Source organism: Spirochaetota bacterium (assembly GCA_034190085.1).
Classification (GTDB): domain Bacteria; phylum Spirochaetota; class UBA4802; order UBA4802; family JAFGDQ01; genus JAXHTS01.
This window is the reverse complement of sequence record JAXHTS010000015.1, coordinates 47,085-61,876: the sequence shown is the minus strand read 5'-3', so window position 1 is coordinate 61,876 and position 14,792 is coordinate 47,085. Positions and strand designations below refer to the sequence as shown.

Below are 14,792 nucleotides of genomic sequence, written 5' to 3'. Positions count from 1 at the left end.
GCTGCGGGTGATAGTCCCCGATCCGTCATCGTTGATCCATCGAGCAGCTATGCCTACGTGGCTAATTTTGTCGACAATAGTATTTCGCAATACACCATAGAGCCTGACGGGACACTGACACCTATTGCGCCTGCCACCATTGCTACAGTTAGCGTGCCTGCATTCATCGCCTTTGTTAGTGGAACAGCGCCTTTGTCGCTGTCCCTAAATATGCCTATGTGGCCAGTTATAACATTGATTTTGATGTCTCGCAATACACCATAGGCGCAGACGGGGCGCTGACTCCAATGGTAATCCCCACTGTGGCTGTGGGAGAACGTCCCGTGTCTATCGTAACAACCGGCCGTTTCCAGTAACAATGCTCTTTCCAGCACCTGAGATTCGGCACCGGGGAAAATATAAAGGCTTCTCGCGAACGCCTGTAGCGGAATGAAAGCGCAGCTTTCAGCGACCTGAATGACTACCTTTAGGGCTTGTTAATGCTCTTCTCTATGCCATTAAATTTAAGTTGAAAAGGATATGCACTATAAGGAACAAAATGTATGTGACTTCGTGGTAAAGAGGATTCAAGGAGTTAAGTGAAAAGCCATAAGTTCATATTAGGGGCGAAGGGCCCTTCGCCCCTAATATGAACCCTGTATTCTCTGTTTTACCAAAAAAAAATGATATAATAAGCTATATTGTATATCATTCCGGGCGGAGTGCCGGAATCTTAAATTTTACAAAACCTTGCGAATACCTCAATTGTGCAAAAGATAGAAACAGATATCCGTTACATCATGAAATAGACATCCATTATCAATAAAAACCAATTAGGATTTGAGTTATCTCTGTTTAAAAGGCGTTTAAAAATATATATTGATAACGAGATCATGGGATTTACACCCTATTCGAGTTGCGTCTTGTGATATTTCGCTGTTTTAGATCTGATCTTGCTATAAATGCACTGACTATGACTGTTGCTCATAGGAAACCAAATCCTGGATTGATTTTTCATTCAGATAGAGGAATTCAGTATGCATCTGAATCATTTAGAGAGGATTTGAAAACATATATAATGGTTCAGAGCATGAGTAGAAAGGGGGATTGCTGGGATAATGCATGTGCTGACAGTTTTTTCTCAACATTAAAGATGGAGGGAGTCTATAAAGAAATTATAAGACCAGAAAAGAAGCACAGGAATCTATTTTTGAATATATTGAAGTCTTTTATAATGGACAGAGGATTCATTCTTTTCTTGACTATAAAAGTCCAGAAGAATATGAGTCATCTGATTCAATAATGAAATATGTTGCTTAACTATGTATCCGTAATTGTGGGGCAAGCCCACCTGTTTATCAATTTTGCTCCACAATGGGCAGTAAAATCAATTTGCTACCCCCATTGGATAAAATAATAAAAAAAGGGTTGCAATTATATTAGATTATCACCAGGGTTTATTTCTTAAATATCCAAGTTTAAAGAAGCAACGACATTGCTTCGCTTATAAGATTAAGTTTTGTCTTTTCTTAATATTGATTTTTTTTAATCGCATCACGAATAACATCATTTTATTGACACTTATTAACAGTAAGTATATTGATAGCCTAATTTTCACTATGACTAACGAAAAGGTATAGATTGAATTTAATGCTGTTGTGTATCAGCATCATTATAATATTGAATAATTTAAAGGGAGGTATAAAATGAAAGTACTAGTCACTTACTTCAGTCAAACCGGAAACACTGAACAGATTGCTAAGGCAATTCATCAGGAAGCATCACAGTCCAATGATGCAGTTTTACAGAAACTCGAAGAGACTAATGTCAGCAATGTGAGTGATTATGATTTAGTCTTTTTGGGAACCCCAATACACGCAGGCGGAATTTCTGCTAATGCCAAGGAATTTTTAGAGTCCTTTTCCGGATCATTAAAATTAGCCGGATTTGTCACTCATGCTTCTCCAGCTTTTGAAAAAACTAGCTTTGAAGTAGGCCTAAAGACTTTAGATGAAGTAACCAAGGAAAAGGGTATAAAATACCTTGGTTGCTTTGATTGTCAGGGACGTCTTACACCAGAGCTTCATGACATAGTGAAACAGTCTCGAGGACTATCGGATGAAGAATGGTCTGAGAGAATGGCACAATCTGATTCTCACCCTAACAGTGATGATGAGGGTAATGCTAAAGCCTTTGCTAAAGATGTATTATCAAAAGCATAATAAAATTTTATACAATAAATCAGTAAGCATGAGACAATTCACCCATATGCAAAGGTAGGGTCGCTAACCTTCAAAGAGCTAAATATGAATTTTCACTAATTTAACAACAAAATCGAATATATATTTTTACCTTCTGAATCTCAGGATAGAAGGGGATTAAAAAAATCCCCTTCTATCCTGATAGCCATGTAAATAATTATCGTTCTGACTAGACCAGTTTTGATGATTATTCAATTACTTCAAAAGTCATTTTTTCAACGTATCTATTTCCGTTCATATCCTTTGTAATAACCTTTAAATTATGCATACCCACCTCAAGATCAGTCGGTATAGCAGCTTTGCAAACATGTGTTGATCTTCTCGCATGCAGCCATGGATCTAATGGCTGAGGGTCTGCTGGACCATACTGTGCTCCTGTCCATAGCTCAAATCCTGCTGCATAACGATAAACATATGCATGTAGTCGAAACGCGTAAGGATCAGGATATTCACTATCTCTCATTAAAGTAATGGGTTTACGATTATCAATTTTGCATTTAACAATAGAATCCCTAGATCCATTCCAAACATTAGCTACTAGTATTGTGCTATCCAGATCGGACTTGGCAAGCAAATTCGGACTATTCAGATCGTTAATCGTCACAGGCGGACTTGGCGATCTGATAGCAGGATCAATATTTACCCAATCCCATAACTGATCATACCAACCCTGAAAAGATGGTGTCATGAAGGAAATATTCATCTGCCTGTTTTTGCATTCACCCGTTGCTTTATATTCATCAATATAGGTGTTTTGCCTAAAATTAAACACCATGTAACCTCGTGGTGCTCCACCTCCTTGATATGCCATTGGTATACCAGCATCATCAACGTCACCTGACCACCAAGAACAGCAAGCAGCGCTGACAATTATTTGACGAATTGGCGTTGGTTGTCCCCAGCCGTCCTCTTCATCCCCTGGCAAAAAATGTTCAAGAGTATGTGAATGCCCGCCTAATGATATAGCTTTTCTCCCTTCGAGCAGCTGATATAATTTTTCTCAATTCTTCAACTGATGTTGCTGAGCTTGGTTGTCGCAATGCGATACAATTGGTATATGCATATTTAAAACTATTAGATGATCCATCGGAACAAATTTAAGTTCATTTTTTAGTCATTCCATCTGTTTTGCATCAATTTCACCATGATAGGTTTTATAATCACCTGATGAATATAGAAGAATTTAGGAATCCTTTTTTCATTTAGAGGGGACTGAAAACATCTTGGCTTACTTACAAAAACAATCATCTCATCATAAGCGGGTAAAGAATAATATCCTAATCCATTTGTTTTGACAACCTCTTTGCCATTTGAAACGCATAATCCATACAGACCTTTATAACCATTATCTTTTATACCATTACTGAGTTAATAAAAAGATTTAGGTTATTAGTAGTATACACACTGCTTTAATATTTTTCCGGAAAATACAGTAAAATAAAACACACAGCCTGTTAATTACGAATAAGGAAATAGTAAATTTTAAATAAAATGAGATAGTGATTACTTCAAAAAAAGGTTTGAATATCATGAGGTTAATGTTATTCCATCAAAACTGAATTCGCCAAAAATTATAAGGGATCAACAAACAGTTTGTTTATGTTTTTTTACATCTGATCCTCATTGCCTGCTGATTATTTAATTGCATCATGATGAAAAAAAATATATCTTGGCATTCACACTAATTAGCAACTTCCATTTAGCGAATAGGAGTTTTAGACCAATACAATCATAGTATAATTAAATCTGAAACCACGCTATAAACACCTTAATCTATCTAATAAATGAATTCACAAGCAAATGGATAAAAAAGTTAAAATTGAGAGGATTTTATGCGAAAACCATTAATGATGTATAAATGGATGTTTATATGTTTTTTTATATTCATTTCGAGTATGGCTTTTTCACAAAATAATAAGCCAGGAATGGACAAAAAAAGTATGCAAAATGAAGAGACCATAAAAGAAAGACTAAAAAAAAATGAAAAATTAGAATTAGATCTCGAAAGGTTATTATACCTTGTTTTAAGAAACAATCTGGATGTGAAAAAAGCATTGCTTAATTATAAAGAATCGGAAATTGCGTTAAAAAAATACCGAAGCAAGTTTGATTATTCCCTTTTTATAAACCCCGACTATTCGTCAGTCGAAAACTCTCCGGATAATCCTGCTTCAATATTTCAGGGAACCAAAACAGAGAGATTTAATGTTGATGCTGGTATATTCAGAAAATTTAGAACAGGAACAAGAGTACAAATAGGCATCAATGGTATCTACCAAAATGTTATGGGAGCTGAGATTGATTCATCTATGGGAAGCTATGATCTTGGTGGCAAGGGTTATCAATCTGGATTTATGGTTTCAATTAGCCAGGAACTTTTAAAGAATATGTTTGGAGTTTCAGATCGATTAAATGAAAAGATATTAGCCAACAATAATGAATCGAATAAAAGGCTTGTTAAGCATTATCTTGCTAATCTGCTTGTTGAAGCGCTTGTTGGATATTGGAATGTGCTAATTGCCGAGGATAACCTCGAAACTGTAAAAATTAGCCTTAAAAGCACAATAGACATTAGAGATCTTGTTATAAGGAAACAGACTTTGGGCCTCTCTGAAAAAGAGGAGCTTCTTGATTGGAATAGCAAGGTATTACAGAGTACAAATCGTTTAGAAATAGCCCAGAAGAATCTTTTTGATGCACGACAAGCTGTATTAAGGACCCTTAATCTTGAAGAAAGCACAGATTTCGATATTGTTCAAACATTTAGCACCACCGCTCCGGAAGTAAAAGTTCAAGTTGCATTAAAGGATGCCCTCTTAAATAGAGCTGATCTTGCAAATCTGAGATCAAATCTGAAAAATTTTGAACTTGAGTGTAAGATAGCCTCATGCAATATGGAACCTGCGCTAAAGATGAAGTTAAGCGCAGGGAGTGTTGATTATAGTGAAAATAGCTACAGTTCTACTTATAATGATATAAACAGACAATGGTCACTAGGCTTTGAATTAACCTATCCATTGGGCAATAATGAGTCAGAGGCAACAATGACAAAGGCTATGTTGAATTATAAAAGGGGTTACATTGAATTAAAACAACTTGAAAAGGAGATTAAGGATCAGATTGATTCTCTTGTAAAAGAGTGTGAGGTAATGTTTTCTGTATACCAAAAGACCAAAAAATCATCTGAATATTCCAAAAGTTACTATAATCAGGTATTTAAAAAATTCAAACAGGGCAGATACGATGCAGTGAAGCTTAAACTTTCCCTTGATAATTATATAAATTTACGTCAACAGGAACTGAAGAGTTTAGTGGATTATAACATTAGTTTGTTAAGAAGGGATCTTGCTAGAAGTGTTATATTTAAAAATTTTAATATCAATATCGATTCATTCTTAAATTAACTTTTTTTCAATGCATTGATAAAATTAAACATTCGAACTCACGTCATTCGAAAGATAGTAAAGGCAGAATAGTTTACGTCTAAATCTGGAGAGGAGCTAATTATGAAAAGGATCGTAACATACTTCGCAAATCAATCCCTAATCGTTAATCTCATTTCTATCGGCATTTTGCTTACTGGAATCGTTTTGAGCTATACTGCCAAAAGGGAAGCATTCCCTAATATAGATTTCTACTATATAATAGTGACAACAATTTATCCCGGAGCTACTGCGGAGGATGTTGAAAAGCATATTACATTATCCATTGAGGATGAACTGCGTGAGGTAGATGGTATTGATGAGTTGATTTCAGATTCACTGGAAAACAGATCAGTTGTTGTAATAAAACTCGATCCGAATATAGAGAATAAGGATAAGACTGTAACCGATATCACCAATGCCATTGACAGAATAGACGAACTCCCAGAAGACGCAGAAGATCCGATGATTGTCGAACTCAATACCCGACAACAACCAGTGCTGGATATCGCAATAATAAACAAAAATGATATCCATAACGACCAAGAGGAATTTGAGCTGCGTAAATATGCAGAAATCATCAAGGATAAAATCCTCAATATTCAAGGTGTAGCAAAAATCGATAAAAAAGGATATAGAGACAGGGAGATGATCGTTGAGGTAAATCCTACCCTTCTTGATGAATACCATATTGCAATGAACGATATCATTATGGCTCTTTCTAAAAAAAATCTAAACTTCCCTGGTGGCCTAATCAACGATAAAAACACTGAAGTCTTACTTAGAACAATCGGAGAAGTAGAGACAGTCAAAGATATAACCAATGTTCTTATTAGAGCAAATGATATGGGCAACTGGGTTAAGATTGGCGATGTAGCAAGGGTAAAGGATTCCTTTGAAGAGGAGAAGATCATCAATAAAACAGTTGGGAAGAGGTCAATTACCCTTACAATCATAAAAAAGGATTCAGCAGATATTATTGACCTCGTTGAAAGGATTAACCGAGATCTTGATATAATAAAAAAAATAATCCCTGAAAACTACCAACTGGTGATAACAAATGACCTCTCTTTCTATGTTCAAAGAAGGTTGGATGTGTTAACGAACAATGGAATGATTGGGATAATTCTCGTTGTTATCTCATTATTTATTGCCCTGGGATGGAGAATATCAGTGGTCACTGCCTTAGGGCTTCCCCTCGCCTTTGCAGGAACATTCATCTGGATGGCTTATTATGATGTCAGCATAAACCTGATGTCCATGTTTGGGTTGATTATGGTTCTTGGTATGCTTGTTGATGATGCTATTATAGTAGCAGAGAACGTCTATAGACATATTGAAGAGGGAGAGGGAATCAAAGATGCGGTTATTTATGGAGTATCCGAGGTGATTATTCCTGTAGCAGGGACTATCCTTACAACAATTGCTGCTTTCGCTCCATTGATGTTTATGTCTGGAATCATGGGAAAATTTATGTGGACTCTGCCAGCAGTTGTTTCAGTTGCTCTGGTATCATCCTGGGTTGAGTCCATGTTTATTCTCCCCTCTCACATAATGGATATTGAGAGGGGGAGGAAGGAAATCAAATCAGAGACTAATGGAAAAGGCAACAACCTCCTTCATTTGATTAAAAACAAATATATGAGTACTCTAAAAATTGTAATAACACACAAATATATCTTTTTAGTGGCTGTAATATTCATATTTATAGGATCCCTTGTTTTTGCAGCTTTTAAAGTAAAATTTATCCTCTTTCCTGCTGGTGGAATAGAAATATTTGTAGTAAAGGCAGAAGCGCCATCAGGTACAGGGATAGAATCAATGAGTAAAAGACTCTCATCAATTGAGAAGATCATCTCCGAACTACCGACAGAAGAACTTGATAGCTTTACATCCAGAGCAGGCATTGTTCAGGAGGAGACGAATGATCCCTTTACTAAAATAGGATCAAGATATGGTGTAATAATTGTATATCTCACCCCTACTCAGGATAGGGAGAGAAAGGCAGATGAAATCATGAATTCAATAAGGGAGAGATGTAAAGGGATCAAAGAATTTGAAAAGCTTGAATTCAAATATATTCAGGGTGGTCCACCAGTAGGAAAACCAGTATCAATAGTACTAAAGGGAAATAATTTTACAACACTCTCTCAAATGGCAGAAGAATATAAAAAATATCTATCAAATATAGAGGGAATAAAAGATATTAAGGATAATTTTGAGACGGATAAAGAGGAGTTGAGGGTATATGTGAATGAGAAGACCGCTGCACTGGCAGGCATAAGCGTGTATGATGTTGCATCAACCATAAGGTCTTGTTATGAAGGGATTGTTGCCACAAGCATAAAGAAGACTAATGAAGAGATTGATATAAGAGTCATCTTTCCCAAAAGCCTTCGAAATACCATTGAGAGTATGAAAAAGATAAAGATAGCAAATAAAATGGGTAATCTTATACCCCTAATCTCGATAACAAGATTTGAAAGGGATAGTGGAATTTCGTTAATCAACAGAAAGGATTGGAGAAGGGCTATTACCGTTACTGCGGATATTGATGAAGAAGCAAAAGATATCACATCAGTCTCTATTAATAGACAATTACAAAAGGAATTCTCTGAAATTGAGGAGCGATATCCGGGATATTCAGTTAATTATGAGGGAGAATTTAAGGATACAGAGGAATCAATTGAGAGTCTCACGAAATCCTTCATTATTGCAGCTATGATTATTTACATCATAATGGTTGCGCTTTTTAGATCCTTAATTCACCCTATTGTCATAATGGGAGTTATTCCTCTTACACTAACCGGAGTCATCTGGGCCTTCTATTTTCATGGGCTTCCCCTCTCATTTTTAGCAATTATGGGCGTTGTTGGTTTAACCGGAGTTGTTGTAAACGATTCCATTATTTATATTGATTTTATTAATAAGGGTCGAGAACAAGGACTATCATCATTAGAATCATCCCTGAAGGCCGGAGCAAATAGATTGCGCCCTATCTTCCTTACTACTATAACCACATTTTGTGGGCTCTTGCCTACAGCATATGGTATTGGTGGTGATGATCCATTCCTAAAACCAATGGCTATATCCATGTCTTGGGGATTGGCCTTTGGAACACTGGTCACTCTGATTGTAACTCCTTTGCTATATAATATCTTTGTCGATATTAGATCGATCTTTATCAGAAATGGACGGTCATAATCACCTCAGTGACCGGTCAGTATATATGAAAATGTGGAATAAACTATATTTTCCTCACATTTTCGTGTGTTTAATTCATTCCAGTATTATGATTTATACTCAGTTGAATTGAGTTTGTGAAATTATTAAAATTCTATTAAAATTTACACTTCTGAAAGTCGTCTGATTTATAGGAGTTTTGGTGAAAAGATGGCAAACTTTGGACAATAATTTTAGCTCATTAAGCGAATAATGTGAATTTCTGCAAGATTGTGATCAATAATAAAAAAATAGGATTAGTCTAATCCTATAATTAAAAATTGCTACCATAATGGATTTCTCCATTTTTATGTGTCGGTTAATGGGTTTAAAACGTTTTTCTGAAGCAGAGGGGATGTAAAAATGTGGCAAAGCCGTGACAAATAATATCATTAGTAAAGGAGATATTTGGCCCTCACCTTTCTATAATTTTCAATCTCATCTTTAATCTCATCATAAAAATCCCTGTAATCCATGCCTCTAGTTATAGCCTCCCTCAATTTATCTGTTCCTGCAAGATAATCAATATCGAATCCATCTCTGTATTTCTCCCATTTACACTCCTTATAGGTTTCCATAATATACCTGATCAGTCTGTATGACACCTCCGTTGGGCTGAACCTTCCCCCCATATATAGTATGTGAACGCCGCCACATTTTTCATCCTTATGCTTCGAAAATGTAGGCTTGAAACAGATGGGCCTAAAATTAAAATTACACAAACCCAATCCCTTTAGTCCTTCACAGAATGAGATTGGTTCAATCCACGGCGCGCCTAGGTATTCAAAGGGCTTTGTAGTGCCTCTGCCAAGAGAGATGTTGATTCCCTCTAACAGCACAACCGCCGAATAAACAACAGAGGACTCAAATGTTGGAAGATTCGGGGAAGGCGGCACCCATGGAAGCATGGTCTCATTATAGAGCATATCCCTATCATAGTTAACTAAGGGGATTACATTTAGCATAACATCCTTAACAAATTCACCCTTGTAATATAGCGCTGACTCGCCTATGGTCATCCCATATATGAAGGGGACAGGGAAGGCGCTGATGTACCGCGAAAAGAATTTTTCATCTAAGTATGATCCATCAACACCCAGAAATCCAATGGGATTAGGCCTATCAAGCACAATCAACTCCTTATCTTCTCCATTTAAGACATCCATGACAAACTTTAGGTTTGAGATGTAGGTGTAACACCTCATTCCCATATCCTGAATGTCAAATATAACAATGTCCGCAATGCTCAAAAGGCTTTTAAGAGATGCCTTGTTTAATTTGTGCATGTTGTACACAATAGCGTTAAGCTCTTCAGAAACATTATACATCTCTTTATCATAATCGTTCTGATATCCATACAGTCCATGTTCCGGCACCAGGATGAATGCAATCTCAATTCCATTATCCCTAAAGAGATCAATATTCCTTTGAAGATAGTAATCTAAACCGGAATGATTTGTAACAACAACCGCGCTCCTCTTTTTATAGGCATGTGCATATTTTTCAATAAAGTACTCTAAACCTGAGTATACCCTCCTCTCGTTTTTTGCCGGTATATGATAATACCTCTTCCCTGAAGAGCAGAAGGAAAAAATTATGCAAAACGCTAGAATTATCACCTGAAACCTTCTCATGATAGCCCTATCCTTTATTCTATTATTCTATACTCGATACACATTCGCGCCTGTTAGAGATGCGTTCAATTATGATACTAATAGTATAGAATAGATTTTAAAATAATGCTACTAATAATATCGCTTATCTTAATCTTCACTTGAAAAACATTCCAATAAAATGAGATCACAATTTTGATGCCACAATTCATAGTGAATAACAATTGTATGGAGGGATAAAAGTTTAATGAAGAGCCTGGATGTGAGGGATTTGCTTTAAATCATTATAACTCACCAGGAAGACCAAACTCGAATTACAAAATGTCTACCGGTAGTGTATGAATGTACCGAATTATTAAATTATCGTTTATAATTCCAACCGAGTGTAGTGGAACGAGGCGAATGCAGGAATCTCATTGTCAGATGATTCCTGCTTTCGCAGAGCCTGCACCTGTGCATACAGGTGAATGACATTAGAAATGATATTTTCGATAAATTAAAACACCAGCAGTCTACTTTATCCCCAAAAAGTCGATAAGACCTAAGCTTAACTGTGGGACATAGGTTATTATTAGAAGTCCTATTAGCAATAAACCCAAAAAGGGAATAGCGGCTCCATATAACGAGATGATAGACTTCTTAAACCTGAAACTGGAAATAAATAGATTCATCCCAACCGGGGGCGTGGAGTAGCCGATCTCCAGGTTTGTTAAGAATATTATTCCCAGATGGACTGGGTCCACCCCATAGCTCTTTGCAATGGGCAAAATCAGCGGAACAACGACCAATATTGCGGAATAGATATCCAGCAGACATCCCACAATCAAAAGAAAAATATTCAGAATTATCAGAAAAACAATCTTTGAGGTAATATATGTCCTCATAAAATTCAGTATTACCATTGGTATCTCTGCATCGACCATATAGTTTGTAAGGCCATAGGCAGAACCCATGATTATGAGTATTCCACCAACAAGTATCATGCTCTGTTTCATTATGAGGGGAATGTTCTTGAGTTTAATATCCTTATAAATATAGATCTCAATAATAAGCGAATATGCTATAGTAATGGCAGCAACCTCGCCAAGCGTAACAAAGCCGCCGAAGATTCCAACGATTATGATAACAGGAATTACCAACTCCCATTTGGCCTCATTTACAGCTTTGACAACCTGCATAAAGGAGACTTTCGCCTTAGGAAGCCTGTTCATTTTGGCTGTATAGGTGCTGTAGATTGAGAGAATAATTATAAGCAGAATTCCAGGTATTAGGCCTGCCACAAAAAGATGGATAATGTTTGTCTCAGAAACAGCGCCATACATAATTATGGGAAGACTGGGCGCGAAGAGTAGCCCTAAACTTCCGGAAGAGGTAAGCAAACCCAATGAAAACTTTTCAGGATATCTTTCCTTTATGAGCGAGGGATAAAGAATTCCCCCTAATGCAATGATTGTAACCCCTGAGGCGCCGGTAAAGGCTGTAAAGAATGCGCATGTAACCAGGGATACAATGGCAAGGCCCCCCGGCATCCAGCCTACTAATGCCTTTGAGACGTTGATAATCCTCGTAGAGGTCTTGCTTTCAGCAAGGATGTATCCGGTAAAGGCAAAGAGCGGGATTGTGTAAAGCAGGGGTGTATTGGCAAAATTATTGTATACATCAACCACTATTGCGGATAGATGGATATCAGCGGAAAGGAATCCGAGTATGGCAAAAGAGGATACAACCACAAAAATTGGAGCGCCCAACAGGGCTATTATTACTATAAATATTATTGCCAGTAGAATCAATTTATTTTGCCTTTGACAATTTAATTATATTAGACAAGCCGCTGGCAGCAAAACGCAGGGCTATAACGGAATAACCAATAGGGATGATCATTTCAATTATCCATAAGGGGATATCATAAAAGGGCAATCTCTCCTGACCTTCATACTCCATGTAAACGAAGTAGCAGGATGCATACACAATGACACAACAAATTAGAACAGAAAATATAGTTACTGTAGTTTCAACAAGCTGTCTCCACTTTTCAGGTAAAATCTTTAAGGCCACATCAATTCTAATATGAGAACCCTCTTTAGCTGCAAGCCCTGCCCCAACAAATACTATCCAGAGAAGCAGGTGCTTCACAATTGAATCTCCGCCAATAATGCCGGTGTGAAAGACATTTCTCAATACAAGCTGAATTAAAACCAGAATAACCATTAATCCCAAAAGGGTTGAAAGAAGCGCCTCCTCAATTTTCACCAGCCTATCAAGAATTGTATTTGAAACCTCTTCACAAGCGCCGCATTCAGGACATGCCTTTGCGCTTTCCTCAAGCCCCACACCACATCTTTGACAGCGCATATTATTGCTCCTATTTGATTAATTCCCAGGCGCTTTCCGGATGAAGTCTTCTATATTCATCAAGCAGAGATAAAGCCTGGTTCAGGAGTTCTTTAGAGTAGAGCTTTCCCACAAGGTTTTCTCTCGCAGTAATCCCGGCCTTTATAAGATACTTTCCAAATTCTCCGTCAGGATCAACATGCACAATCTTTACGCCAGCGTCCTTCAAAAGCTGCGCGCTTCGATTATTCACATCTCTCATGGCATTGGATAGCTTATCATTATGATATTTTGCGATCTCTTGAACTATCTTTCTGCTGGTTGGCGATATTTTGTTCCAGATACTCTTTGTTACGAGCAGTGCTCCCAATAGATTCATTGAAGGAAAATCGGACACATATGGAAACCTTGTATACCATCGAAATCCCATCGCAAAAAAGGTAGTCATACTGGCAGAATTTATGAGATTTGTGGAAACTGAGGTCATAACGTCCGTAACTGATAGCGGAATAGGTGTAATATCAAAGGCCTTATAAACTTCAACAACCAAGGGATCGTCAGTAGGCATCCAATGCTTCTGTTTCTTTAGTATTTCAATCGAGGTAAGGGGTTCCTTGGAGAAGTTATATAAAAATCCAACCTCATTGTACCCCAACATAATAAAGCCCTTCTTTTCAAAATACTTGTTCAGGTTATCCGTCAGTTTATTCCGAACGTATGCGACCTCATCAGAATTTCTAAACATGTAGGGGATTTCTGTGATCCTCACCTCAGGAACGATCTGCCCAAGACCTGATCCGGAAAATGCGCCGCCATGCAGTTGCCGCAAACGTATTTTGCGTAAAACATTTCTTTCATCTCCCTGAACGCCGCCCCAATATACAATAAAATCAACCTCATTATTCGTCTTGGTTCTAATCTCTGTCCTGATCTTCTCCATATAATTCATCGCCATAGACCCCTGCGGGGCTATGGTAGCCAGTTTTATTCTGATTTTTGCTGGTTTTCTTTTCTTATACTTTACCCCATCTTCTGCTTCAATTACCGTAAAAGACATTCCTAATCCAATAAAAATTAAAACAGAAAGCGCTATAATTTTTCTCATCCCCTTGCCCCCTATTGAAATTATGCCTGATCTTAGCGATTATAATAAATACTATCAAAAATGGTAGAAATTTTTAACCTATGAGATATATAGATTGATTATTAATTATCAATCAACTCCACTTATTTAATATGATTGAATCATAGAAAAATGCATTCAGAAGTTTGTCAATATAAAAAGATATTCTCAAGCATCGGTATTTGTAACTTCAGAGTAAGCCCTTAATCTTTAAGGGCTTACTCTGATTATTACTTCTCGCTAGTGGGCTTAGTTCACTGCCATATAAATTGAGGGGCAAAATGAGATTCCTGTATTCACAGGAATAACGACTGCCAACTGTCACTCCTGCAAATGCAGGAGTCTATATTATATTGAAACATGACGAGATTCCTGCATTCGCAGGAATGACATACTGATACAGGAATGACATGCAGATAATAGTCCATTTCTCCACCCCTCACTTTATGAGCATTTACTATTCATTAAGAACTATTTAAGTTAATCGCCTCCCCGGAGTTTTCACATCCAGGTTGCTACCCACCCCGGGGCAGCGTGTTTAATAATTTGTTCGACCATGAGCATACAGCAAGGAATTCCTTCTTCTCGCTTGTGTAAACTGTCTGAATAATTAAATCTATAATATCGAGCAACGACTCCTCAATTCTGTTGCCGAGCAGAAAACGCTGGCTTCTGGGGAAGCACTCAAGAACAGGGATTATCCATAACAGCAGATAGTAAACTTTTGTTAGCGCGTTGATTTTTTTAATCTCTTTTGCCATATTTAGATTATATTGTGATTTAAAAATTTTTTCGACCGCCTTCGGCGGTAAAAAAGTGTAAAAAAGTAAAAGTATAAAGT

10 protein-coding genes and 1 pseudogene are annotated in these 14,792 nt (G+C 37.1%); 4 read left to right on the top strand and 7 right to left on the bottom strand.

All coding sequences use genetic code 11. From position 1 onward, the window contains the following. Positions 1-53: 53 nt before the first annotated feature. The gene (locus SVZ03_03035) at positions 54-254 is read right to left on the bottom strand and encodes a hypothetical protein (protein MDY6933180.1); all 201 of its coding nucleotides are present in this window, start codon (positions 252-254) and stop codon (positions 54-56) included. Between the two features lie 686 nt (positions 255-940). On the opposite strand from SVZ03_03035, the pseudogene SVZ03_03030 reads away from it, so the two are divergent. Next, positions 941-1,299, top strand: a pseudogene (locus SVZ03_03030) (IS3 family transposase). A gap of 386 nt (positions 1,300-1,685) precedes the next feature. Beyond that, positions 1,686-2,201, top strand: coding sequence for a flavodoxin family protein (locus tag SVZ03_03025; protein MDY6933179.1), 516 nt, complete (start codon positions 1,686-1,688; stop codon positions 2,199-2,201). Between the two features lie 226 nt (positions 2,202-2,427). Here the strand turns inward: SVZ03_03025 and SVZ03_03020 are convergent, their stop codons facing one another. Continuing rightward, positions 2,428-3,165 (bottom strand): calcineurin-like phosphoesterase C-terminal domain-containing protein, encoded by a 738-nt coding sequence (locus tag SVZ03_03020; protein MDY6933178.1) that lies wholly within the window; start codon positions 3,163-3,165, stop codon positions 2,428-2,430. Between the two features lie 907 nt (positions 3,166-4,072). On the opposite strand from SVZ03_03020, the gene SVZ03_03015 reads away from it, so the two are divergent. Both SVZ03_03015 and SVZ03_03010 read left to right on the top strand, forming a co-directional pair. Further along, positions 4,073-5,644: a TolC family protein gene (locus tag SVZ03_03015; GenBank protein ID MDY6933177.1), complete on the top strand. Its 1,572-nt coding sequence runs from the start codon at positions 4,073-4,075 to the stop codon at positions 5,642-5,644. Positions 5,645-5,746: 102 nt separating this feature from the next. Beyond that, a complete protein-coding gene (locus SVZ03_03010) occupies positions 5,747-8,866 on the top strand; it encodes an efflux RND transporter permease subunit (GenBank protein MDY6933176.1) in 3,120 nt (1,039 codons plus the stop codon). A gap of 410 nt (positions 8,867-9,276) precedes the next feature. Here SVZ03_03010 and SVZ03_03005 read toward each other — a convergent pair whose 3' ends face one another. The 5 genes from SVZ03_03005 to SVZ03_02985 all read right to left on the bottom strand — a co-directional run bounded on the left by SVZ03_03005 (position 9,277) and on the right by SVZ03_02985 (position 14,712). After that, a complete protein-coding gene (locus SVZ03_03005) occupies positions 9,277-10,518 on the bottom strand; it encodes a DUF1343 domain-containing protein (GenBank protein MDY6933175.1) in 1,242 nt (413 codons plus the stop codon). A gap of 491 nt (positions 10,519-11,009) precedes the next feature. Beyond that, positions 11,010-12,287: a TRAP transporter large permease subunit gene (locus tag SVZ03_03000; GenBank protein MDY6933174.1), complete on the bottom strand. Its 1,278-nt coding sequence runs from the start codon at positions 12,285-12,287 to the stop codon at positions 11,010-11,012. 1 nt (position 12,288) lies between these two features. Beyond that, on the bottom strand, positions 12,289-12,849 hold the full coding sequence (locus SVZ03_02995) for a TRAP transporter small permease subunit (protein MDY6933173.1): 561 nt from the start codon (positions 12,847-12,849) through the stop codon (positions 12,289-12,291). 10 nt (positions 12,850-12,859) lie between these two features. Beyond that, positions 12,860-13,933, bottom strand: a complete 1,074-nt coding sequence (gene dctP, locus SVZ03_02990) for a TRAP transporter substrate-binding protein DctP (protein MDY6933172.1) — start codon at positions 13,931-13,933, stop codon at positions 12,860-12,862. Between the two features lie 533 nt (positions 13,934-14,466). Further along, the gene (locus SVZ03_02985; protein ID MDY6933171.1) at positions 14,467-14,712 is read right to left on the bottom strand and encodes a four helix bundle protein; all 246 of its coding nucleotides are present in this window, start codon (positions 14,710-14,712) and stop codon (positions 14,467-14,469) included. Between the last annotated feature and the right edge of the window lie 80 nt (positions 14,713-14,792).